General features: G+C 60.6%; 24 protein-coding genes. 13 read left to right on the forward strand and 11 right to left on the reverse strand.

The window, feature by feature from the left end; all coding sequences use genetic code 11:
- Positions 1–39 precede the first annotated feature (39 nt).
- Positions 40–882: an AAA family ATPase gene (locus tag ACPPVP_RS11125; protein ID WP_426534042.1), complete on the reverse strand. Its 843-nt coding sequence runs from the start codon at positions 880–882 to the stop codon at positions 40–42.
- 112 nt (positions 883–994) lie between these two features.
- Positions 995–1,237, reverse strand: coding sequence for a GlsB/YeaQ/YmgE family stress response membrane protein (locus ACPPVP_RS11130; RefSeq protein ID WP_426534044.1), 243 nt, complete (start codon positions 1,235–1,237; stop codon positions 995–997).
- Positions 1,238–1,378: 141 nt separating this feature from the next.
- On the opposite strand from ACPPVP_RS11130, the gene ACPPVP_RS11135 reads away from it, so the two are divergent.
- From ACPPVP_RS11135 to sseA, 3 genes are all read left to right on the forward strand, one after another.
- Positions 1,379–2,554 (forward strand): vWA domain-containing protein, encoded by a 1,176-nt coding sequence (locus ACPPVP_RS11135; RefSeq protein ID WP_426537792.1) that lies wholly within the window; start codon positions 1,379–1,381, stop codon positions 2,552–2,554.
- 66 nt (positions 2,555–2,620) lie between these two features.
- Positions 2,621–3,034, forward strand: coding sequence for a rhodanese-like domain-containing protein (locus tag ACPPVP_RS11140; protein WP_426534046.1), 414 nt, complete (start codon positions 2,621–2,623; stop codon positions 3,032–3,034).
- 142 nt (positions 3,035–3,176) lie between these two features.
- A complete protein-coding gene (gene sseA / locus ACPPVP_RS11145) occupies positions 3,177–4,031 on the forward strand; it encodes a 3-mercaptopyruvate sulfurtransferase (protein WP_426534048.1) in 855 nt (284 codons plus the stop codon).
- Between the two features lie 12 nt (positions 4,032–4,043).
- Here the strand turns inward: sseA and ACPPVP_RS11150 are convergent, their stop codons facing one another.
- Positions 4,044–4,835, reverse strand: a complete 792-nt coding sequence (locus tag ACPPVP_RS11150) for a hypothetical protein (protein WP_426534050.1) — start codon at positions 4,833–4,835, stop codon at positions 4,044–4,046.
- A gap of 330 nt (positions 4,836–5,165) precedes the next feature.
- Between ACPPVP_RS11150 and ACPPVP_RS11155 the strand changes: the two genes are divergently transcribed.
- Positions 5,166–6,491 carry a L,D-transpeptidase family protein gene (locus ACPPVP_RS11155; protein WP_426537794.1) on the forward strand — a complete coding sequence of 442 codons (1,326 nt, stop codon included), beginning with the start codon at positions 5,166–5,168 and terminating at the stop codon, positions 6,489–6,491.
- Positions 6,492–6,554: 63 nt separating this feature from the next.
- Here the strand turns inward: ACPPVP_RS11155 and ACPPVP_RS11160 are convergent, their stop codons facing one another.
- Positions 6,555–7,514, reverse strand: coding sequence for a D-2-hydroxyacid dehydrogenase family protein (locus ACPPVP_RS11160; RefSeq protein ID WP_426534052.1), 960 nt, complete (start codon positions 7,512–7,514; stop codon positions 6,555–6,557).
- A 126-nt stretch (positions 7,515–7,640) separates the two neighbouring features.
- Positions 7,641–7,835, reverse strand: a complete 195-nt coding sequence (locus ACPPVP_RS11165) for a hypothetical protein (protein ID WP_426534054.1) — start codon at positions 7,833–7,835, stop codon at positions 7,641–7,643.
- A 230-nt stretch (positions 7,836–8,065) separates the two neighbouring features.
- On the opposite strand from ACPPVP_RS11165, the gene ettA reads away from it, so the two are divergent.
- The 5 genes from ettA to ACPPVP_RS11190 all read left to right on the forward strand — a co-directional run bounded on the left by ettA (position 8,066) and on the right by ACPPVP_RS11190 (position 14,515).
- Entirely contained in the window at positions 8,066–9,715 is a 1,650-nt protein-coding gene (gene ettA, locus ACPPVP_RS11170) for an energy-dependent translational throttle protein EttA (protein ID WP_426534055.1), read from the forward strand.
- Between the two features lie 150 nt (positions 9,716–9,865).
- Entirely contained in the window at positions 9,866–10,138 is a 273-nt protein-coding gene (locus tag ACPPVP_RS11175; protein ID WP_426534057.1) for a hypothetical protein, read from the forward strand.
- 5 nt (positions 10,139–10,143) lie between these two features.
- Positions 10,144–11,244 carry a cyclophane-forming radical SAM/SPASM peptide maturase GrrM/OscB gene (grrM, locus tag ACPPVP_RS11180; protein ID WP_426534059.1) on the forward strand — a complete coding sequence of 367 codons (1,101 nt, stop codon included), beginning with the start codon at positions 10,144–10,146 and terminating at the stop codon, positions 11,242–11,244.
- A gap of 42 nt (positions 11,245–11,286) precedes the next feature.
- On the forward strand, positions 11,287–13,689 hold the full coding sequence (locus tag ACPPVP_RS11185) for a hypothetical protein (RefSeq protein WP_426534061.1): 2,403 nt from the start codon (positions 11,287–11,289) through the stop codon (positions 13,687–13,689).
- A 235-nt stretch (positions 13,690–13,924) separates the two neighbouring features.
- Positions 13,925–14,515: a TIGR00645 family protein gene (locus tag ACPPVP_RS11190; protein WP_426534063.1), complete on the forward strand. Its 591-nt coding sequence runs from the start codon at positions 13,925–13,927 to the stop codon at positions 14,513–14,515.
- 7 nt (positions 14,516–14,522) lie between these two features.
- Here ACPPVP_RS11190 and ACPPVP_RS11195 read toward each other — a convergent pair whose 3' ends face one another.
- Complete coding sequence (locus ACPPVP_RS11195; protein WP_426534065.1) at positions 14,523–14,993, reverse strand: hypothetical protein; 471 nt, start codon at positions 14,991–14,993, stop codon at positions 14,523–14,525.
- 104 nt (positions 14,994–15,097) lie between these two features.
- Between ACPPVP_RS11195 and ACPPVP_RS11200 the strand changes: the two genes are divergently transcribed.
- Positions 15,098–16,321, forward strand: coding sequence for a lytic murein transglycosylase (locus tag ACPPVP_RS11200; protein ID WP_426537796.1), 1,224 nt, complete (start codon positions 15,098–15,100; stop codon positions 16,319–16,321).
- A 204-nt stretch (positions 16,322–16,525) separates the two neighbouring features.
- Here the strand turns inward: ACPPVP_RS11200 and ACPPVP_RS11205 are convergent, their stop codons facing one another.
- Positions 16,526–16,798 (reverse strand): hypothetical protein, encoded by a 273-nt coding sequence (locus ACPPVP_RS11205; RefSeq protein WP_426534067.1) that lies wholly within the window; start codon positions 16,796–16,798, stop codon positions 16,526–16,528.
- A 228-nt stretch (positions 16,799–17,026) separates the two neighbouring features.
- Positions 17,027–17,341: a hypothetical protein gene (locus ACPPVP_RS11210; protein WP_426534069.1), complete on the reverse strand. Its 315-nt coding sequence runs from the start codon at positions 17,339–17,341 to the stop codon at positions 17,027–17,029.
- Positions 17,342–17,518: 177 nt separating this feature from the next.
- Between ACPPVP_RS11210 and ACPPVP_RS11215 the strand changes: the two genes are divergently transcribed.
- The 3 genes from ACPPVP_RS11215 (at position 17,519) to bfr (ending at position 18,886) form a co-directional block, all read left to right on the forward strand.
- A complete protein-coding gene (locus ACPPVP_RS11215; RefSeq protein WP_426534071.1) occupies positions 17,519–17,803 on the forward strand; it encodes a hypothetical protein in 285 nt (94 codons plus the stop codon).
- Positions 17,804–17,986: 183 nt separating this feature from the next.
- Entirely contained in the window at positions 17,987–18,262 is a 276-nt protein-coding gene (locus ACPPVP_RS11220; protein WP_426534074.1) for a (2Fe-2S)-binding protein, read from the forward strand.
- A gap of 138 nt (positions 18,263–18,400) precedes the next feature.
- The gene (gene bfr / locus ACPPVP_RS11225) at positions 18,401–18,886 is read left to right on the forward strand and encodes a bacterioferritin (RefSeq protein WP_426534076.1); all 486 of its coding nucleotides are present in this window, start codon (positions 18,401–18,403) and stop codon (positions 18,884–18,886) included.
- A 185-nt stretch (positions 18,887–19,071) separates the two neighbouring features.
- Here bfr and ACPPVP_RS11230 read toward each other — a convergent pair whose 3' ends face one another.
- From ACPPVP_RS11230 to ACPPVP_RS11240, 3 genes are all read right to left on the reverse strand, one after another.
- On the reverse strand, positions 19,072–19,674 hold the full coding sequence (locus ACPPVP_RS11230) for an MSMEG_1061 family FMN-dependent PPOX-type flavoprotein (RefSeq protein ID WP_426534078.1): 603 nt from the start codon (positions 19,672–19,674) through the stop codon (positions 19,072–19,074).
- 97 nt (positions 19,675–19,771) lie between these two features.
- Positions 19,772–20,146 carry a DoxX family protein gene (locus ACPPVP_RS11235; RefSeq protein WP_426534080.1) on the reverse strand — a complete coding sequence of 125 codons (375 nt, stop codon included), beginning with the start codon at positions 20,144–20,146 and terminating at the stop codon, positions 19,772–19,774.
- Between the two features lie 111 nt (positions 20,147–20,257).
- On the reverse strand, positions 20,258–20,611 hold the full coding sequence (locus ACPPVP_RS11240) for a hypothetical protein (protein ID WP_426534082.1): 354 nt from the start codon (positions 20,609–20,611) through the stop codon (positions 20,258–20,260).
- Positions 20,612–20,738 lie beyond the last annotated feature (127 nt).

The raw sequence follows: 20,738 nt of genomic DNA on the forward strand, positions 1-20,738 counted from the left end.
AGAACCTGAGGGGCTCTGGCGCTGTAGAAATTTCGCGGACTACACTTCGCGCCGGCTGAGGAAGGCCAGCCGCTCGAACAGGTGCACGTCCTGTTCGTTCTTGAGCAGCGCGCCGTGCAGCGGCGGGATCAGCTTGCGCGGATCACGCTCCCTGAGCATTTCTGGGGTGATGTCCTCGTTCAACAACAGCTTGAGCCAGTCGAGCAGCTCCGAGGTCGAGGGCTTCTTCTTCAGGCCCGGCACTTCGCGCACCTCGAAGAAGATGCGCAGCGCTTCTTCCACCAGCCGCTTCTTGATGTTGGGGAAGTGCACGTCGACGATCCGGTTCATGGTGTCGGGGTCGGGGAACTTGATGTAGTGGAAGAAGCAGCGGCGCAGGAACGCGTCCGGCAGTTCCTTTTCGTTGTTGGAGGTGATCATCACGATCGGGCGCAGGCTCGCCTTGATGTTCTCGCCGGTCTCGTAGACGAAGAATTCCATGCGATCGAGTTCGAGCAGCAAATCGTTGGGGAATTCGATGTCGGCCTTGTCGATTTCGTCGATCAGCAGCACCGGGCGCTTGTCATGGGTGAAGGCTTCCCACAATTTGCCGCGCTTGATGTAGTTGGAGATGTCGGAAACCCTGCTGTCGCCGAGCTGGCTGTCGCGCAATCGCGACACCGCGTCGTATTCGTACAGGCCCTGCTGCGCCTTGGTGGTCGATTTGATGTGCCAGGTCAGCAGCGGGGCGCCGAGCGCTTTCGCCACTTCCTCCGCCAGCACGGTCTTGCCGGTGCCGGGCTCGCCCTTGATCAGCAGCGGGCGCTCGAGCACGATCGAGGCGTTGACGGCGACCTTGAGGTCGTCGGTGGCGACATAGTCCTTGGTGCCGGTAAATTTCATCTATCCGTTTGCCTTGTTGTTCGTGCCTTGTTGTCGTTCTTGGGCCGATCGCGGCCTGAACATTAAACGACCGCCGGTCCGGCGGTCACGATTGAAGTTGCAGCGTTCATCTTCAGCGTCTGATCAGCGACAGGATCACCAGGATGATCACCGCGCCGATGGTGGCGTTGACGATATCGCGGACCCAGGTGCCGCCGAGGCTGACGCCCAGTTGCGGCAGCAGCCAGCTCGCCAGCAGCGCGCCGATGATGCCGATCACGATATTGCCGATCAGCCCAAAACCTGCGCCGCGCACGATCAGCCCGGCAAGCCAGCCCGCGATACCGCCGATGATCAGCGCCGCAATGATGCCCATTGAATTTCCCCTGCCGGAATAAACCCTTTAGAGGACGATTGTAATTGAAAAAGCTTCCCGGTCTAGGCCTGACAGCCATGCACCGGCCTTTACCAAGCGCTGGCCCTTGACGTGTGCCGCACGGCGGGCAATCTGTATGCCATGTTCCTGCAATTCTTCACATCGCTGCGCGACGCGCAGGTCCCGGTGACCCTGCGTGAATATCTCACGCTGATGGAGGCGCTCGACGCCGACCTCGCCGATCAGACCGTCGAGAATTTCTATTACCTCTCCCGCGCCGCTTTGGTGAAGGATGAGCGCAACCTCGACAAGTTCGACCGTGTGTTCGGCAGCGTGTTCAAGGGGCTGGAAAGCCTGCTGGACGCCATGGACAAGGCCGAGATCCCCGAGGAGTGGCTGAAGAAGCTCGCGGAGAAATACCTCACCGAGGAAGAGAAGAAGCAGATCGAGGCGATGGGCTGGGACAAGCTCATGGAGACGCTGAAGAAGCGCCTCGAGGAACAGAAGGGCCGCCACCAGGGCGGCAACAAGTGGATCGGCACCGCCGGCACCTCGCCATTCGGCGCCCACGGCTACAATCCGGAAGGCGTTCGGATCGGGCAGGAGAAGAACCGCAACAACCGCGCCGTGAAGGTGTGGGACCGGCGCGAATTCAAGGATCTCGACGGCAATGTCGAGCTCGGCATTCGCAACATCAAGGTCGCGCTGCGACGGTTGCGCAAATTCGCCCGCACCGGTGCCCCCGACGAACTCGATCTCGACACCACCATCCAGAAGACCGCCAACCAGGGCTATCTCGACGTCCACATGCGGCCCGAGCGGCGCAACGCGGTCAAGGTTCTGGTGTTCTTCGACATCGGCGGCTCGATGGATTCCCATATCGAGCAGGTCGAGGAGCTGTTCTCGGCGGCGAAGTCCGAGTTCAAGCACATGGAGTATTTCTACTTCCACAACTGCCTCTATGAAGGCGTCTGGAAGCAGAACAAGCGCCGCTTCACCGACCGCACCCCGACCTGGGACGTGCTGCATAAGTATCCGCACGACTACAAGGTGGTGTTCGTCGGCGACGCCTCGATGTCGCCTTACGAGATCATGGTGCCCGGCGGTTCGGTCGAGCATGTCAACGAGGAGGCCGGCTCGGTCTGGCTGGAACGCATCACGCGCACCTATCCGCATACCGTGTGGCTCAATCCGGTGGCGCAGAAGCACTGGGATTATTCGGAATCCACCACCATCATCCGTCGCCTGTTGTCGGAGCGCATGTATCCGATCACGATCGAAGGCCTCGAAGGCGCGATGAAGGAACTTGTGCGGTAGGGATCGCGCCGTCGCAGCGGCGGACGTCGACAGAACAACGTCGATAGAACAATAAAGGTGCAATCAATGCCCCAGACCATTCACCGCGGCATCAAATCCCTGATCGACGAAGCCAACGCCGCGATCGAGACCGTCAGCGCTACCGACGCCATCAAGGCCGCGCAGGACCCGAACGTTGTGATCGTTGATATCCGTGATCCCCGCGAGATCGAGCGGGACGGCAAGATTCCCGGCGCGTTCTCCTGCACCCGCGGTATGCTGGAATTCTGGATCGATCCGCAAAGTCCCTACGCCAAGCCGATCTTCCAGGAGGACAAGAAATTCATCTTCCACTGCGCCGGCGGACTTCGTTCGGCGCTCGCGGCCAAGACCGCGCAGGACATGGGCCTGAAGCCGGTCGCCCATATGGGCGGTGGCTTCGCCGCCTGGCGCGATGCCGGCGGCCCTGTCGAGAAGTGGGAGCCGAAGAAGAAGGGGTGAAGATGTCTTCGTCATTCCGGGGCGCGCGAAGCGCGAACCTCCGATGTGCAATTGCACATCGGGGAATCTCGTCCCTACAACCTCTAGATTCCGGGTCTGCGCTTGTCGGCGCATCCCGGAATGACAACCAGGAACGTGCCTTATGACTTCCACCAATGATCCGCTCGTCTCCACCGAATGGCTCGCCGAGCACCTGAGCGATCCGAACGTCAGGGTGATCGACGCCTCGTTCAAGATGCCGGGTGTGCTGCCGCTGCCGAAGGACGACTATCTCGCCTCCCATATTCCGGGCGCTGTCTTCTTCGACGTCGACGCGGTGTCGGATCATTCCAACCCGCTGCCGCACATGTTTCCTTCCGCCGAGCAATTCGGCCGCGATGTCGGCGGCCTCGGGATCGGCAATGACAACACCGTGGTGCTCTATGATTCCGGCGGCTGGGTCGCCGCGCCCCGGGTGTGGTGGATGTTCCTGTCGTTCGGCAAGGACGTGCGTATTCTCAATGGTGGCCTGAAGAAGTGGGTCGCGGAAGGCCGCAAGGTCGAGCAGGGTGAGGTGACGCCGAAGCCGGCGACGTTCAAGGCGGCGTTCGATGCGCGGCGCACGCGCAGCATGCAGCAACTGGTGACGAACCTCGCCAGCCGCGCCGAGCAGGTGATCGATGCGCGCGCCAACGAGCGTTATCAGGGCAAGGTGGCCGAGCCGCGGGCGGGCCTTCGTTCCGGCCACATCCCCGGCAGTCTCAGCCTGCCCTATAACAATTTGTTCGACGCCAAGACCGGCACGATGAAATCGCTCGAGGATCTCAAGGCGGCCTTTGCCGGCGCTGGTGTCAAGCTCGACGCACCCATCGTGACGAGTTGCGGCTCCGGCGTCAGCGCCGCGGTGCTCACGTTGGCGCTCTATCGCCTCGGGGTCGAGAACCCGTCGCTGTATGACGGGTCGTGGACGGAGTGGGGCGCTGCCGACGGCCCGCCAGTCGCGACCGGCCCGGCCTGACCGAGTCGAACGCTACCGCGTCGCGGGCATCAGCGGGAACGCGAACGGATTGGGTTGTTGCTGCTGCAGGGTAAGCGTCGCCTCACGCGCGAGGCGCGCGCGCCGTGCTGCAGCCATCCGACGCCGTTCCCGAGCCCGTTCTGCGGTCCTCTTTCTGATGTTTCCGCGGTCCGGCTTGGCTTCCTTGGTCGATGTCGTTGCATCGATGAGGACGGCAGGGCCGCCGAGCGTCGCGATCAGGGTCGTGGCGATACTGCCTTCGAACGGCGGGATATCCGCTGCCGGCTCCGGCGAAGTTGCAGGCGGCGTGGCCGCGGCAGATTCCGGCGTTGCGGCGATGGCTGCGATCTTCACTTCAGCATCGGCCGTGGGCGCTTCGGTTTCGGCTATGCCGGCCGGTACCTCGGCGCTGGCCTCCTTGGCCGTGGCTTCCGGCTTTGCCGCGTCGGCCTGCATCGGCTCTGCCGGTGTCAGCGCCGCCTGTTTTTCCGGTTCGGCCGGACGAGTGTCCGGGGTTTGACCGGCCGGTGCCGGGACATCACCAGCTGTTTCCGGAGCGGCGGCGGGGACATTCTCCGCGACCGGCGGATCGACGCGGAGCAGCGCCAGCGTCGGCGGCGGGCTGTCATTCAGGCGGGCAAACATCGGCTCGGGCGTCGCCCGTCGCGAGGGAAGGTTGGCAAATTCCTCATGCGCGGCCCGCAGCAGGGCGGCGGCGCCAAGGCCAAAAATCAGGATCGACATCGACAGGACGATCGCGGTGAACAGGAAACGAAAGCCGGGAAGCATGGACGCGAGTTCCATCCCCCTCCTTATGTCCGGAGGGCTATTGGTGCCTAGGGAACGCGGTGACCACTCTGTGGCTGTGATTCGCGAGGGCGAGCGCGCGGCGAATCAGGCCGATTTAAGAGTATCTCAACACCGGGCGGCTTTTCGTTAACAAAATTTGCGATCTGACATCGCTGATCTCAGGCCAATGCGATTTCCGGCGCTCTGAGGCATCTTTGCCGCAGCCGAACAGCGATCACAAATGACCGATGCGGGCCGAATTTCGCGGACTTGTCTTGAATGTGCCGCTATCTTCCGCCATCTGCCGTTAACCGTCCGGTGGGGCTTGGGGTCTATACAAAGGCGATGATGAATAACCGCATTTTGACGATTTGTGCTGCCATTGCCGCTGGCATGGTGGGAACTTCGCTCGCCCATGCGCAACAGGGTTATCCGGTCCAGGGTCAGGCCTATTCGACGGCTCCGGGACCGTATGTTCCCGGTGGCTACGCGACCGATGAACGCCGCCGCCCCGGCGAACCCGACTTCGACGCGCTGGATGATGACGATGCGCCGAACGGTCAGAACGCGGCCGCGTTGCCGCCGCCCGGCCCGGTGATGTCGCCCAGCGATCCGCGTTATGGCCGCCCGGTCGGTGCGCCGGTTTATTCAGACCGTGGCGCTCCGATGCCCACGGGTCCGATTCTTTCTCCCGACGATCCGCGCTATGGCCGCGCGGCGCCCGCCCCGGTTTATTCGGACCGCGGTGCCCCGATGCCAACGGGCCCGATCCTTTCACCCGACGATCCGCGTTACGGCCGCCCGGCCGGTCCGCCCGCGGTGATCTATGGAGACCGTCCGCCCGGTTCGCAGCAGCAGCAACCGGTCTATTCGGATCGCGGTGACAGCCGCATTCCCGGCGCCGGCATCGTCTATCCGAACGATGATCGCGCTGGCCTGCGTCCGCCCGGAGCGATTGGCGAGGCGCCACCGCCCGGCGCCATTGGTGCGCTCCCGCAGCAACCCCCCGTCGGCGCTGACGGCAGACCGGTGCAGCTCGCCGCACTGCCGCCGGAAGAGCAGCCGGAAGTGGGCCCTGCGCAGCTTCCGCCGAACCTGCGCCGCCAGGAAGTGGCCTTCCCGACCAAGGAGCCCGCGGGCACCATCGTGGTCGATACCGCCAATACCCACCTCTACTACGTGCTCGGTGGCGGCCGCGCGATCCGCTATGGGGTCCGCGTCGGCCGCGATGGCTTTACCTGGAACGGTGTGCAGAAGATCAGCCGCAAGGCCGAGTGGCCGGATTGGCATCCGCCGACCGAGATGATCGAGCGCCAGCCCTATCTGCCACGCTTCATGGCTGGCGGCCCCGGCAACCCGCTCGGCGCCCGCGCCATGTATCTGGGTTCGACCGTCTACCGCATCCACGGCACCAACCAGCCTTCGACGATCGGCAAATTCGTCTCCTCGGGCTGCATCGGCATGCTGAACGAGGACGTCTCGGATCTGTTCGACCGCGCCAAGGTCGGCACCCGTGTGGTCGTGCTGCCCGGTGGGGCGCCGCCCGCCACCACAGCAAGCGCTGCACCGGCCGCCGCAGGCCCCGGACCGGCACAAGCCCAGTTGGCGCCCGTTCCCGGGGCGCAGCCCGCGGTCGTGCCGCCGCTGCCCGCGCCCGTCACGATTCGCTGAACCGATAGATCCGCCTGTCTTCAAGGCTTTCGCCCTCCCGCTCCCTGCGGGAGGCCGATTTGCTTACGCCAGCCGCTGCTTCGGCTCGCCCTTGAACCAGGCGTCGATACCCTCGACCATCTGCCGATAGTGGTTTCGAAAGCTGTCCTCGGTGACGTAGCCGAGATGCGGCGTCAGCACCATGTTGTCGAGCTTGCGGAACGGATGGTCGACCGGCAGCGGCTCGACCGAGAACACGTCGACGCCGGCGCCCGCGATCTTCTTTTGCGTCAGCGCTTCCAGTAGCGCGCCTTCGTCGACGATCGGCCCGCGCGCGGTGTTGACGAGGTAGGCGGTCGGCTTCATGCGCGCCAGTTCATCACGCCCGACCAGCCCGCGCGAGCGCTGGCTCAGCACCACATGGATGGTGACGATGTCGGCGGTCGAAAACAGCTCTTCCTTGCTGGCGTAGGTAACGCCGACTTCCTTGCATTTCTCCGGTGTCAGGTTCGGGCTCCAGGCGATCACGTTCATGCCAAAAGCCTGCGCCAGTTTTGATACTTTGGTGCCGAGCTTGCCGAGGCCGATGACGCCGAGAGTCCGGCCTTCGATCTCCATGCCGACAAGTGCCTGCAACGGCTCGCCGGCATGCATGCGGGCGTTCTCGCGGCCGATATTACGTGTCAGTTCCAGGATCAGACCCATGGTCAAGGGCGCGGTCGGGTCGCGGCCCCATTGCGTGCCGCACAGCGTCACCTTGTGGTCCTTGGCGGCTTCCATGTCGATGGCGGCATTGCGCATGCCCGAGGTGATCAGGAGCTTCAGTTTGGGCAGGCTTGCGAACATCGTGCGCGGGAACGGGGTGCGTTCGCGCATCGCGCAGATGATCTCGAAATCCTTCAGGGCGCTGGCCGCGGCTTCCGCGGTCGCAAATGGCTGGTTGAACACCGAGACGTCCACCCGGTCGGAGACTTTTGACCAGTCGGCGACCGAAAGCGCCACATTGAGATAGTCGTCGAGGATTGCACAGCGCAGCCGCGTCATGGGGAGGTCCGTTGATGGCGAGGATGACGGCCGGAAGCGGCCGTCCAGGAGGTCGCCATGGTTGCGCGCAATCGGGAAGCGCGCAAGCGGACTTAAACGCGTAGCTGCCTCAAATAACCGGGAAGCTCAGTTCGAGCGGCCGAGATGCTTGGCGCGCCAGGCCGGGCCCGGGCCGCGCATATAGTGCAGTTCCGGGCGGTAGGGGTTGAACGCCTTGGCAACGAACTGGCGCCAGAAGGCGCGGAGCTCTGCGAAGGGTTTTGCCAGTCCGTCGCGGCTGTTCGCCGGGGCGTGAAAGGATACCGAACTGATCGTAGCCATGACGCGGGCCCTTGTTTTCAAATCGCCTTTTTCGGCGCTGAAGACGAGTTTTCGCCTGATTTATTAAAAGAAGGTTTCAATTGTCTGGATCTCGGTCCACATGGTGACCAACCCGTTTTCATCCGTGGTGAACGGATGGAAAACGGGTTCCCGTGGTTGCCCTTTGGCGGCCGCGCCGCTACATCAGCGGCAGCAAATTTCCATAAATCCTCTGGCTTCAAGGGATCGCGATGGCTCGCCAGTTCGTCTATTTCATGCAGGGTTTGACCAAGAGCTACCCGACCCGGAAGGTGCTCGATAACGTCCATCTGTCGTTCTACCCGGACGCCAAGATCGGCGTGCTGGGCGTCAACGGCTCCGGCAAGTCGACCCTGCTCAAGATCATGGCGGGCCTCGACAAGGAGTATAATGGCGAGGCCTGGGTCGCCGAGGGCGCCCGCGTCGGCTATCTCGAGCAAGAGCCGCATCTCGACCCTGCGCTCAACGTCCGCGAAAACGTCATGCTGGGCGTCGCCAAGCAGAAGGGGATCCTCGATCGCTACAACGAACTGGCGATGAACTATTCGGAAGAGACCGCCGACGAGATGACCAGGCTGCAGGACGAGATCGAGGCCGCCGGCCTCTGGGATCTCGACAGCAAGGTCGATCAGGCGATGGACGCGCTGCGCTGCCCGCCCGACGATGCCGATGTGACCAAGCTTTCGGGCGGCGAGCGCCGCCGCGTCGCGCTGTGCAAGCTGCTGCTCGACCAGCCGGAGCTGTTGCTGCTGGACGAGCCGACCAACCATCTCGACGCCGAGTCGGTGTCATGGCTGGAAGGCCATTTGCGCAACTATCCCGGCGCGATCCTGATCGTGACCCACGACCGCTACTTCCTCGACAATGTCACCGGCTGGATCCTCGAACTCGACCGCGGCAAGGGCATTCCCTACGAGGGCAATTATTCGTCCTGGCTGGTGCAGAAGCAGAAGCGCCTCGAGCAGGAGGGCCGCGAGGATGCCGCGCACCAGAAGACGCTCGCCCGCGAGCAGGAGTGGATCGCGTCCTCGCCGAAAGCGCGCCAGGCCAAGTCCAAGGCGCGCTATCAGCGCTATGAAGATCTGTTGAAGCAGGCGAGCGAGAAGCAGGCCACGACCGCGCAGATCACGATTCCCGTGGCCGAGCGTCTCGGCCAGAACGTCGTCGACTTCGAAGGGCTCACCAAGAGCTTCGGCGACCGCATGCTGATCGAGGATCTCACCTTCAAGCTGCCGCCGGGCGGCATCGTCGGCGTGATCGGCGCCAACGGCGCCGGCAAGACCACGCTGTTCCGCATGATCACCGGTCAGGAAAAGCCGGACCAGGGCACCATCACCGTCGGCGAGAGCGTGCATCTCGGCTATGTCGATCAGTCGCGCGACGATCTCGACGGCAAGAAGAACGTCTGGGAGGAGATTTCCGGCGGCAACGAACTGATCCTGCTCGGCAAGCGCGAGGTCAACTCTCGCGGCTATTGCTCCTCGTTCAACTTCAAGGGCGCCGACCAGCAGAAGAAGGTAGGCTCCCTGTCGGGCGGCGAGCGCAACCGCGTACATCTGGCGAAGATGCTGAAGTCCGGCGCCAATGTGCTGCTGCTCGACGAACCGACCAACGACCTCGACGTCGATACGCTGCGCGCGCTGGAAGAGGCGCTGGAGGATTTCGCCGGCTGCGCCGTCATCATCAGCCATGACCGCTGGTTCCTCGACCGTATCGCCACCCACATCCTGTCGTTCGAAGGCGACAGCCATGTCGAATGGTTCGAAGGCAACTTCCAGGACTACGAGAAGGACAAGATGCGCCGGCTCGGGCAGGACAGCATCATCCCGCACCGCGTCAAATACAAGAAGTTAACGCGGTAGCAAACTAATCCAGCAGCACGTCGATGGCGAAAAGGGCTTGCGGGGCCTTTTCGCCGTGTTATGCTATTTGAAGTTGAAGATCCCGTTGCGGTCTCGATAGTTAGAAGTTTATTTTAAGATTGCGATCGCGCGGCATTTCAGAGGCGCGCCATGGCTGGATCAAGGGTTGGACCGGTTCCGTTTGCCTTTTTGCTCGCGTTGGCGAGCGAGGCAAATGCCAGCCAGGTGCCGCTGCCGACGGATGGCAGGGATCAGCTCAAGCCCGGCATGTTGTCCGACCTGCTGAAGCAGAATGCCAATCCCGAGTTCAGCATAAAATCCGTCGAGCAGCAGAGGGATGGTGCGACCACCACGGTGGTTCAGTACTTCCCGAACTTTCCCAATTTCCGTAACTGCTTCTCTGGGCAATGGCGGAACTGTTAGCTTCGATGATTGAGCCCCGCCTCATCATTCTGCAACCGACGCCTTACTGCAATATCAACTGTTCCTATTGTTATCTTGGCCACCGGGACGAAAAGCGCCTGATGGCACGAGAGGTCGTCGAGGCTCTGCGCGAAAAGATATTTTGTCGCTTGTCACCTCGATCGGCGCCCATTGTCGTATGGCATGCCGGTGAACCGACTGCAGCTCCAATCGAGTGGTATGATCACGCTTACAGCCGGTTGCTGGACGTCGCGCCGCCGCTAACCAGCTTTGCAATGCAATCTAATGGGATCGCCATCAATGACAAATGGATCGATCTCTTTCGGCGCACTAATACAAATGTGAGTTTGAGCATCGACGGCCCGCAAAGGTTTCACGACGCGCGCCGTCGTACGAGAAATAACAAGCCAACCTGGCAACTGGCGGTCAGAGCACTACGGCGGCTTCAAGATTCAGGCTTTGACCCCAGCGTGATTACCGTCTTGCATCCGGATGCCCTTGAATGCCCCGAAGACTACTATGCGTTCTACCGCGAACACGGGATTACACAAATCAGCTTTAGCGTGGATGAACTGGAAGGCGCCAACAAGACTTCCAGTTTCGTTGGCCGAGACTTCAAGGTTGCCGTGAAGGACTTCGTGATTGCTGTGCTCAAGCAGGCGTATCGTGATGATTTCCCGCTGCATATCCGCGAAGTAGAGCGGGTCGCACAGAAATTGGCCGGCATCGAACTGTCTGAAAACGAGCAGGTCGAGCCGTGGGCTGCGATAGTAGTTGCCGCCGACGGCAGCGTCTCAACTTTCTCTCCCGAGCTTATGGAAATGAGTGCGCCAGACTACGATAATTTCGTATTCGGCAATATTCTGGAAGGTGGCTTGGACGATTTTTCGAACACCGAGGCATTCTTGCGCGCCAGTCGTGAGATAGCGCAAGGCGTCGCAGACTGCAAACGCTCCTGCCGCTATTTCGCCGTCTGCGGCGGTGGCAGTCCTGTCAATAAGCTCTCGGAGAAGGGCGATATGAGTGCAACGGAGACCGAGTTCTGTAGATTGACAACGCAGACGTCGGTCGATGCGTTTCTAGGCTTATTGTCGAAAAACTCTTGACTTAATTCATTTGAGGTAAGCGCTCTTTGAAAGAGGTCCGAAATGGCATCGTACCGCGATATATTGCAGCTCTCTGATCTCAGATCGCTAACGACCTACTGCCTCGGCCTGCTGATCATAATCATGTATGCCAAAGACAAGTTCAACATGCCCACATACGACAAGGAGACTGTCGGTCCATTTGCTCAGTTGCCTCCTCAATCCTTAACGATCGATTCCCGCTACCAATGGGGACGCACGGTCTACGTGCTCTTGTTGGCAGCCCTCTATACAGCGATCAGCATCATCGGGCCAACGATCTTCGATTCCGATCAAAGCAATGCCAACCAATCCAAATTGGGTTTGGTAGCGAGTGCGCAAACATGGCAAGTGGCCGCTGCGACATTTCTTATATCGACCGGAGCAGCGCGGGATGATTCGTTACTTGGCCGCATAGAATTATTCATTCGGCAGTACGCCCACAAAGTTGCCTACATTCCGGGTGCGGTCAGCGATCTCGCTTTCAGTTTGAGAAATTTCAAGGTCGGGTCATGGTTGCTGAATGATCCATCCATAGATGGGGCCAAACTGATTGAGCGGCGATCGTCCCTAGTGGCGCTCGTCGGAGAAGAACGCCTAAAAAAATTTGAGCAAAACCCAGATCTTGACGACGAGGCGACGGCTTTCCTCCGGGCGAATATCTTGTTCCTCACCCTGAGCCAGATATTTAACAAGAGCCCTGGAATTTCGAACCCGCGGCTCGATAGCTTGACCGATTTGCCGGAGAACAGAGACGCGTTCGAGCGATTACAGAATAATCAGCGGAATCTACTTGCGAAAATTGGAAGCCCCGACAACAAGCAGGAAAAGGAGGGCCCTGATCACCTCTATGCCGACATACAGCGATTTGCGAGAGAGATATCGCTTACGATCGCTGTCCTGTTGTCTCGAACTGCTCGAAATGGAAATGACCTCGCTCATCGATTGGATGAATTGGGATTCCCCAGTGTCTACGCAAACAATCGCTCAGATCACGTTGGATATGTTTTTCTTGTCAGCGCATTCATATTGTCGGGCGCAATTTTCTCTGGTCTGTTTTTGCTTGCGCCAATGCTTTCCAGGACAGTCGGTGTTGACTGGACAAACAGGTATCTGCTCTCGGGTTTACTGACGATCTTGACCGGCCTTCTGATCTACATCGTGACTTTCAGAGTGCTGGACTACTCACGTGATAAACTATTGGATGCGCAGGCGTGGAAAGAGACATTGGAGAGCTACAGCACGGTAGCCCTATCGTCGAGCGCCTTGAGTAGTGTCATTTGCGTTGTATCTGCGACATTGATTCTTGCGCTGTTCAACTGGCTACAGTATGTGGTTTTCAATCCGATGTCCTTCATCTCATTTGTGTTGCTTAATACAATTATAGCGGCTGTTGGAACAGCGTTCGGCATTCTCTACTTCCGTCAAGCTGCTCGTCTTCCTCGCTCGCGCCTTTCATTCCTGGCCGCCTTGTTTAACGGGACTGCCTTTGCGCATGCTTGCTTGGCCGCTCTCGTGGTCGGTCTCCTGAATACGGTATCTTACTCGTACCAGGTAAGCACGTCGCCGAAGGAAATTTACAATCGGATCATGGCTGATTTTGCGGCGCTTCAGCCTATCATTGAGAGCAAGCCGGCTGATACGAAAGCGGTTTATTCTATATTGTCGCCCAGTGATCTGAAGCCGATCTCGCGAAATTTGAACAAGCTTGGAAAGTTGCTGAATGTAAATCCTGACCAAGCCGAAATACAGCTAAAAGAGGTTTCGGCGATTTGCATTTCTTTGCACAACAAGTTTGATGCGCAAAGCAAATCTGGAGTAGGTGATGATGGTGATGGCTCAACCCAATTGTTCGAGGATCCAAAAGATTGCACGCTGGGTTCGTTGTTGAGCTCCTATTCAGTCAGCAATCGCTTGCCGACAACTGGTTCAACAGACATTGCAGTTCAGCAACAGGTGGCGACATCTAGGAATGAAGGATTGTTTTCGAGCTTTGTATTCTCGCTACCGCAACTCTATGCAAGCATTCGTGCAACGAAAGGGCATGGCGGATCCGGAATTGTAGAATATCAGATTTGGATATTTCCAACGATCGTTGCTTTCACGGTTGCTCTTGGCTTCGGCATCGGATGTCGTCATTGGCGTGCATGGTGGCTCTATAACGAGGCGTACCGTGTGGATGGAAACGGTCAGAAGTTACGGGAGTTTCTTCTGCGAGCTTATGGGAATGAGTTGGATTTCGATAAATGTTTGGTATTTCCGATTTCGTCGCTAGGAAATCTGACTCCACTGGAAGCCATTCGATATGAGGACTATTGTGTTAGATTGTTTGCAAAAGTTCAAAGACGTCAGATCGAGTGGATTGACTGTGGTGGCGATAAGGCGAGTGGTTCTGAGCGGACGCAACTGCATGCAGTGACAGCCTGAGTTCCTCTTGCAGTACAGCACGCAATTGCTGCCCTCAGAATTCGGCAAATGGCGTTGGCTTTCATGCCAAGACGGTCTCGGATGCGGCTATTTCGCCCTGGAAGCTGAAGCAGATTTACAAGCCGTACAGCGGGAAATAATTGCTGCGGCCAGTTGTCGCTTCACAGCGCGGTCAGATTGCGTAGATATAGCCTCCTTCCGCAATTCGAATCCCCCCGCAAGCGAGCCCTCCTGAATGTCCTTTACGCCCGAAACACCCGTGCCGCCCGCAGCTCAGCGGAAGGCGCTGCGTCCGATCCCGCTGCTGATCTTCAGCTCTCGCTGGCTGCAGCTGCCGCTTTACATCGGCCTGATCGTCGCGCAGGGCGTCTATGTGGTGCTGTTTCTGAAGGAGTTGTGGCACCTGTTCGCCCACGCCTTCGATTTCAGCGAGCAGCAGATCATGCTGGCGGTGCTGGGCCTGATCGACGTGGTGATGATTTCCAACCTGCTGGTGATGGTCATCGTCGGCGGCTACGAGACGTTCGTCTCCCGTCTCAATCTGGAAGGACATCCCGATCAGCCGGAATGGCTCAGCCACGTCAATGCCAGCGTGCTCAAGATCAAGCTCGCGATGGCCATCATCGGCATCTCGTCGATCCATTTGTTGCGCACCTTCATCGAGGCCGGTGGATTGGCTTCAGGCAAAAGCAGCTACACCGAAACCGGCGTGATGTGGCAGACCATCATCCACACGGTTTTCATTCTGTCGGCGATCGGCATTGCGTATGTCGACAAGCTGTCGAATGATTCCGCCGAACATGCCAAAGAGGCCGTCTCGCATTGATGTCTGCCTACCGGTCTTTGGGGGGTGACAGAATAGATCTCAAGTCACCAAACCTGTTGAGGTATTCTCGAGCCCGCGGCAGCGCATTGTGCAGGAACTGCCCGGGTTCGCGCAGGTGAAGGCCTTCGATCTGGCGGAAGTGCGGCTCCGAGATCAGGGCCTGCGTCGGTACATCCACCAGCACAGCGTTCCAGCCGGGAAAGAAGCGTTGCGCGCGTTTGAACCCGAATGCGAGCAGTCGCTGTTCCGTCGTCAGGCCATGATAGTCGAACGCATGGAACCCGTCGGTCACGTAGATGTGGTTGCCGGTGAATCCGGCCGCAGGTTTGATCCAGCGAGCGTGGAAGTCGATGTCCGCATAACGTTCGAGAAATGCAAATGCCAGCACCTGGCAGGCGCCGTTGGCGAAGAAGTGCCGGTCGGGCCGGTGCCAGCGACGGACTGGATCGTCCTTGACGTTGATCCTCGGAAAGAACATCGCGCCGCAGGCCCTGAATAGTTACAATCATGATCGAGCCGGACGACTCAGTCCGGCCAGTCATCAAGCGTCATGGAACGGGTGCCTGCGTGCAACATGCAATCATGGTCAGGTCGGTTGGAATTCTGCTCGCGCTGACCGTTTTGACGATGCAGCCTGCCCACGCTGCCGACGCCGCCTTCACCCAGTTCATCGCCTCGCTGTGGCCGGAGGCGCAGGCGGCCGGCGTATCGCGCGCGACGTTCGATGCCGAGACGAAGGGGCTCGAGCCCGACTACAAATTGCCCGATCTGATCCTGCCGGGCCGGCCCGCCACCGGCGCGCCGTCGCAGGCCGAGTTCGTGCAGGTGCCGGCCGATTACGTCAAGGAAGCTTCCATCGCGCGGCTGGCGGCCGAGGGGCAGAAGCTGATGCAGAAGCATCGCGCCGCGCTGAACGAAATCGAAAAGCGGTTTGGCGTTCCTTCAAGCGTCGTGCTGGCGATCTGGGGCCGCGAGACGGATTACGGCCGCTACCGGCTGCCTTACGACACGCTGCGCGTGGTGGCGACGCAGGCCTATCTCGGCCGCCGCAAGGACCAGTACCGGGGTGAGTTCATTCTCGCGTTGAAGATCCTCGGTGAGGGCGCGGTGGCGCGCAACGAGTTTCGCTCGTCCTGGGCCGGCGCCACCGGCTACACGCAATTTCTGCCGTCCGAATATTACAAGCATGGCGTCGATCTCGACGGCGATGGCCGGGTCGACATCTGGCATTCGGTGCCGGATGCGCTGGCTTCCGCCGCGCAGCAGCTCGTCAACAAGGGCTGGCAGGCGGGCGTGCGCTGGGCCTATGAGGTGAAAGCGCCCGCCAGTGTCGATTGCACCATGGGCGTGCCCGAGGTGACCAAGCCGATTGCCGAGTGGCTGCGCGCCGGCTTCGTGCCGGTGCGCGGACTGAAGCTGAGCGCGGCAGAGCAGGCGCAGCCGGCCTCGCTGCTGCAGGTGGAGGGCATCTACGGCCCGGCTTTCCTGACCACGAAGAACTACTTCGTCATCAAGGAATATAATTTCTCCGACCTGTATGTGCTGTTCGTCGGCCATCTCGCCGACCGCATGACAAGCCCGCAGCCGTTTGCGACGCCATGGTCCGCCTCGACGCAGTTGCGCTCGGCCGATGTCGAAGCCATGCAGCGTCACCTGACACGCATCGGCCTCTACAAGGACAAGCTCGACGGCAAGGCGGGCATGCAGACCCGCGCGGCGCTCGGCGCGTATCAAAAGTCCGCCGGCCTCAAGGTCGATTGCTGGCCGAGCGAAGCCGTGTTGCGCTCCATGAGCGCGGGGCGCTGACGGGTTTCGTAGCCCGGATGAGCGTCAGCGACATCCGGGGGCGGTGTTAGCCAAATGGAATAGCCGGCGGTTTTGTCGCTCCTGTCCCCGGGGTCGCTTCGCTCGCCCGGGCTACAAGACATTTCTCGCGGCAAAGAAAAAGCCCGGCCGAGATCTCGGCCGGGCTTCGATCACAGCGCGCTACTCGCGCGCCGCTCGATCAGATCAGTTGCAGACCTCGACGCGGCGATAGCGCCAGTCGTAGCCGTCCCAGAAGCGCTCGCGAACCATCCGGCACGCCGGGTAGGGCGCTTCTTCCACGTACACCGGACCGCCGTAGGCCGGGCGGCTGGAGGCGATTGCGCCACCGACGATTGCGCCGCCGATCAGGCCGGCCGCGACGCCTGCGGCAACGCCACGCTGTGCGCTTGCGGGCGTCGCTGCGAGCGAACCGGCAATCGTTGCGACCGCGACCATGGCAGCAAATGTCTTCTTCATGTCCTGGGCTCTCCTGGGGTGACGCCTTCGGGCGCCGGGTTTAGGGATGACTCACACGCTGTTTCGAACTGCCGTTTCGCTAAAAAAGCGCACATGCGTCAATCGAAAGTAAACGTCGCAAAAGCGTGGTTGAAAAAAGCGGTTTTTTCGGGCCGGAAACGGCATTCATCCCGGAAAAGCGGCGCCGCTCCGGGATGAGGTTCGCAAATTTAATGAAGATGAACGGCGCTAATCGCAAACCCTGACACTGCGGACCCGCCAGCCATAACCATCCCAGAACCGCTGCCGCTGCCAGATGCAGGATTCGCCGTAGCCGGGATCGGCCACATAGGCCGGGCCGCCGCCATAGTAGCCGGGGGCATAATAGCCCGGGCCGTAATAGCCGTTCTGCGAAGCGATCGCGCCGCCGACGATGGCGCCGCCGATCAAGCCGGCGGCGACGCCCGCGGCAACGCCGCGTTGCGCTTGCGCAGGAGCCGGGATGGAAACGGCGGAAACGGTCAACGCGGCGGCGGCGCCGAGCGCCATCAATGTCTTCTTCATGGCCTCACCTTTCTCGTGAGAAGCTAAAGGGCCTTAGGTTTGGTCCCGGCAAAAGTTCCATATTTCGCTTGAATGATCAATGAACGGCGGCGGCCTTGGAGGCGACGAAACGGGGAGAGGGGGTACTTTGCGGTGCAAAGATACCTAATTCTCCCGGAGCCTGAAGCGGAGGGCGCGATGAGCGGAATGACGGCATTCATGGTGGCAGTCGGTGGAACCTCGCTGGTTTGCTATCTGCTGATGAACCGAGCGCAAAACCGCAAGGCCCGGCGCGAGAGCGCTGGCGGCGATGCTTCCAGCATGGGCGCAGGCGACAGTTCCGGCGGCGGCTGGGGCCTGCTTTCCGGGTCCGGCAGCGACAGTTTTTCGTCGCATAATTCCAGCTCTTCCAGCGACTTCAGCGGCGGAGGTGGCGGGGACAGCGGAGGCGGCGGTGGTGACGGCGGCGGTGGTGGCGATTGACGCCGAAAATCCCGGGAATATCCGCGCGCCAGGGTGATCTAGCTCAATGACGCCTGTTTAGATTGATTCCAGTATTTCCCCGGCATCAGTTTGGAATTGCTTGAAATTGCGGCTTTTCCTTTTGCATCTCGTCGCGCTCTTAAATATCGATGAGAGCGCATCACCTAGGGTCTTAGCGGTTTCATGATCGTCTGTTCCTGCAACGTTTTGAGCGACCACGATGTCCGTCATGCCGTAAGTGCATCCACGGACCTGCCGCGGAATCCCAAACAGATTTACGGTTGCCTCGGCTGCAGCGCAGAATGCGGCCGGTGCGCGCGCACGATCAAGACCATCATCGATGAAGCGCTTGGCGCCTGTGCCAAGGAATGCTGCTCCGGCTGCCCGCACAGCCGCCACGCCGCCAACGACGAGCCCGCGCAGGAAATTGCCCCGGCCTTCGCGCTCGCGGCTTGCTGAAAACCCCTTAGAATCCTCTGATTTCCGCCGTTCCCACCGCTTTTTTCGCGGAGCGGTTGCTCTCGCCTCCAAACTAATTTAGAAGCATTCTAAATGCAGTGTCGGGCCGCGTTTGGCCTGAGGAAATTGGAGTGGACCATGCAGGGCGATCCCAAAGTCATCGATTATCTCAACAAGGGCCTGCGCAGCGAGCTCACCGCGATCAACCAGTACTGGCTGCATTACCGGCTCCTGAACAATTGGGGCCTGTTGGAAATGGCCAAGGTCTGGCGCAAGGAATCCATCGAGGAGATGGAGCACGCCGACAAGTTCACCGACCGGATTCTGTTCCTCGACGGTTTTCCCAACATGCAGGTGCTCGATCCCCTGCGCATCGGCCAGAACGTCAAGGAAATCATCGAATGCGACCTCGCCTCCGAGATCGCTGCGCGCACGCTCTACCAGGAAGCCGCAACCCACTGCCACAGCGTCAAGGACTACGTCTCGCGCGACCTGTTCGAGAAGCTGATGAAGGACGAGGAACATCACATCGACTTCCTCGAAACCCAGCTTGATCTGATCGGGCGCATCGGGCTCGAGCTCTACACGCAAAAGCACGTCGGCGGCCTGGAGAGCGGCGACTGAGCTGCTTCTTACCCTCCCCTGGAGGGGGAGGGTCGACGCGAAGCGGCGGGGTGGGGTGACGGTCTCTCCGCGTCTGACAGTGCCCGAGTTGAGAGATCACCCCACCCCGTCTCGCATTCGCTTCGCTCATACGAGCCGACCCTCCCCCTCCAGGGGAGGGTGATCGACACCCGATACGGACTTCCCTACAACTGCGTCTTGTAGCGCTCGTAAATCACGTCCTGGCTTTCGCGCTCGCCGAGGCCGGTCTGGTCGTGGATTACTTCGCCGATGCTGGGCATCACCGAGCGCTCGACCCGCTCACCCGCCCACAGCTTTGAGCGCATCAGCGCCTTGCCGCAGTGGAAATAGACTTCCCTGACATCGATGCGCAGCACCGCGCGCGGCGGCTTGCCGAACTCCACCATCGAGGCCATCAGCTCCGGCTCCGCCGACACCTTGCCCGTGCCGCCGACACGCAGCGTCTCGTCGATCCCGGGCACGAAGAAGATCAGCTGCACGAAGCCGCTTCCCTCGACGATGTTGCGAAAACTGTCGATGCGGTTGTTGCCCGAGCGATCCGGCATCAACAGCAGGTTCGGACCCGCGACATGGATGAAGCCGGGATTGCCGCCGCGCGGCGACGCATCGACGCTGCCGTCCGCGCCTGACGTGGCGAGCACGCAGAACGGCGACATGCCGATGAACTTCTTGGCATGGACGTCGATCTCCGGCCGCGCCTTGGCGATCACGCGCGGTGAGGGCGCAGGATAGATCGTAGCGAGGTCGCTCGCGCTGAAATCGGTCAAAATATCCTCCGATCAAAACAGGAATCTGGGCCTTCGGTCCTGATCCAACCGGGACCGATCATTCCCCAGAATACCATCGCCGTCGTTCGGCGGCCACTCACGATCGCCGCCACGGCCAGTCGATCACCCCGGAGCAGTACAGCGCCCACCAGACGAGGATCGGCTGAAACGCCAGCCGCGGTCCGTGATAGAGCCAGCTGTTGGCGACGTAGGGCAGGTCGATGCCGTCAATTGCATGCTTGAAGTTCGCCGGCCAGACGCAGATCGCATAGGCGGCGAGAGCGATACCCGCCCACCGGCGCAGCGGCCTCGTCACCAGCGCGACGGCGCCGAGAATTTCGCAGACGCCGGTGATCAAAACCACCTGCGATGGAAATGGTACCCACGACGGCGTGATCGCAAGCAGCTTGTCCGGTGTCCAGAGATGCGCAATGCCCGCCGCCGCATAGAACACGGCGAGGATCCAGCGCATGACGGCGCGGCTCGTGTCATATGCCGGTTCGGAGATCATCGCGGCGCAATAGCACGCGCCGCGCCACGGCGCCACGTCATGGCGTTTTGGAGTGACGCATGCTCCTGGTGGTTAAACGGCGTCCGCCGGCACGAAGCAGCTGATGATGATGCTGCCGCGGTGATGCACGTACCACACCACGGCTTCGCCGATCGGGTTGCCCTGATCGCGAATGACCGCGCGCTCCGGCACCTGCATCCATTGGCCCTCGATCGGAACCCAATAGGCGCCACCGCGAACGTCGTAGGTGGTGCGATGTCCGTCCGACTCATCGCAGCAGGGCACGCCGTTCGGCGCGATCACGCTCTTGAACCAGGCGCGGATATCGGGCGGCACATGGCCGAACTGGCCCCTGTCGACGGCGAGCGCCGCACCGGCCAGCACCGAAAGGCAGGCGAGCAAGACGAATGGCGCAAGCCTTCGCATCCGATCCTCCGCTGCGTCTTGTCCTCGCGGGCAAGCCACCCGCGATTCGCAAGTTCTACGACAATTCAAGCGGAGGCGGCGTGCGGATGCACGCTCAAATAATGAGCGATGTCGCCACAGCGAATTG

This window comes from Bradyrhizobium sp. McL0615, assembly GCF_049993905.1.
Taxonomy (GTDB): domain Bacteria; phylum Pseudomonadota; class Alphaproteobacteria; order Rhizobiales; family Xanthobacteraceae; genus Bradyrhizobium.

What these genes read in the sequence shown, in the direction of transcription:
- ACPPVP_RS11125 (WP_426534042.1), bottom strand. Translation starts at nt 882, where the DNA reads ATGAAATTTACCGGCACCAAGGACTATGTCGCCACCGACGACCTCAAG.
- ACPPVP_RS11130 (WP_426534044.1), bottom strand. Translation starts at nt 1,237, where the DNA reads ATGGGCATCATTGCGGCGCTGATCATCGGCGGTATCGCGGGCTGGCTT.
- ACPPVP_RS11135 (WP_426537792.1), top strand. Translation starts at nt 1,379, where the DNA reads ATGTTCCTGCAATTCTTCACATCGCTGCGCGACGCGCAGGTCCCGGTG.
- ACPPVP_RS11140 (WP_426534046.1), top strand. Translation starts at nt 2,621, where the DNA reads ATGCCCCAGACCATTCACCGCGGCATCAAATCCCTGATCGACGAAGCC.
- sseA (WP_426534048.1), top strand. Translation starts at nt 3,177, where the DNA reads ATGACTTCCACCAATGATCCGCTCGTCTCCACCGAATGGCTCGCCGAG.
- ACPPVP_RS11150 (WP_426534050.1), bottom strand. Translation starts at nt 4,835, where the DNA reads ATGGAACTCGCGTCCATGCTTCCCGGCTTTCGTTTCCTGTTCACCGCG.
- ACPPVP_RS11155 (WP_426537794.1), top strand. Translation starts at nt 5,166, where the DNA reads ATGATGAATAACCGCATTTTGACGATTTGTGCTGCCATTGCCGCTGGC.
- ACPPVP_RS11160 (WP_426534052.1), bottom strand. Translation starts at nt 7,514, where the DNA reads ATGACGCGGCTGCGCTGTGCAATCCTCGACGACTATCTCAATGTGGCG.
- ACPPVP_RS11165 (WP_426534054.1), bottom strand. Translation starts at nt 7,835, where the DNA reads ATGGCTACGATCAGTTCGGTATCCTTTCACGCCCCGGCGAACAGCCGC.
- ettA (WP_426534055.1), top strand. Translation starts at nt 8,066, where the DNA reads ATGGCTCGCCAGTTCGTCTATTTCATGCAGGGTTTGACCAAGAGCTAC.
- ACPPVP_RS11175 (WP_426534057.1), top strand. Translation starts at nt 9,866, where the DNA reads ATGGCTGGATCAAGGGTTGGACCGGTTCCGTTTGCCTTTTTGCTCGCG.
- grrM (WP_426534059.1), top strand. Translation starts at nt 10,144, where the DNA reads ATGATTGAGCCCCGCCTCATCATTCTGCAACCGACGCCTTACTGCAAT.
- ACPPVP_RS11185 (WP_426534061.1), top strand. Translation starts at nt 11,287, where the DNA reads ATGGCATCGTACCGCGATATATTGCAGCTCTCTGATCTCAGATCGCTA.
- ACPPVP_RS11190 (WP_426534063.1), top strand. Translation starts at nt 13,925, where the DNA reads ATGTCCTTTACGCCCGAAACACCCGTGCCGCCCGCAGCTCAGCGGAAG.
- ACPPVP_RS11195 (WP_426534065.1), bottom strand. Translation starts at nt 14,993, where the DNA reads ATGTTCTTTCCGAGGATCAACGTCAAGGACGATCCAGTCCGTCGCTGG.
- ACPPVP_RS11200 (WP_426537796.1), top strand. Translation starts at nt 15,098, where the DNA reads ATGGTCAGGTCGGTTGGAATTCTGCTCGCGCTGACCGTTTTGACGATG.
- ACPPVP_RS11205 (WP_426534067.1), bottom strand. Translation starts at nt 16,798, where the DNA reads ATGAAGAAGACATTTGCTGCCATGGTCGCGGTCGCAACGATTGCCGGT.
- ACPPVP_RS11210 (WP_426534069.1), bottom strand. Translation starts at nt 17,341, where the DNA reads ATGAAGAAGACATTGATGGCGCTCGGCGCCGCCGCCGCGTTGACCGTT.
- ACPPVP_RS11215 (WP_426534071.1), top strand. Translation starts at nt 17,519, where the DNA reads ATGAGCGGAATGACGGCATTCATGGTGGCAGTCGGTGGAACCTCGCTG.
- ACPPVP_RS11220 (WP_426534074.1), top strand. Translation starts at nt 17,987, where the DNA reads ATGATCGTCTGTTCCTGCAACGTTTTGAGCGACCACGATGTCCGTCAT.
- bfr (WP_426534076.1), top strand. Translation starts at nt 18,401, where the DNA reads ATGCAGGGCGATCCCAAAGTCATCGATTATCTCAACAAGGGCCTGCGC.
- ACPPVP_RS11235 (WP_426534080.1), bottom strand. Translation starts at nt 20,146, where the DNA reads ATGCGCTGGATCCTCGCCGTGTTCTATGCGGCGGCGGGCATTGCGCAT.
- ACPPVP_RS11240 (WP_426534082.1), bottom strand. Translation starts at nt 20,611, where the DNA reads ATGCGAAGGCTTGCGCCATTCGTCTTGCTCGCCTGCCTTTCGGTGCTG.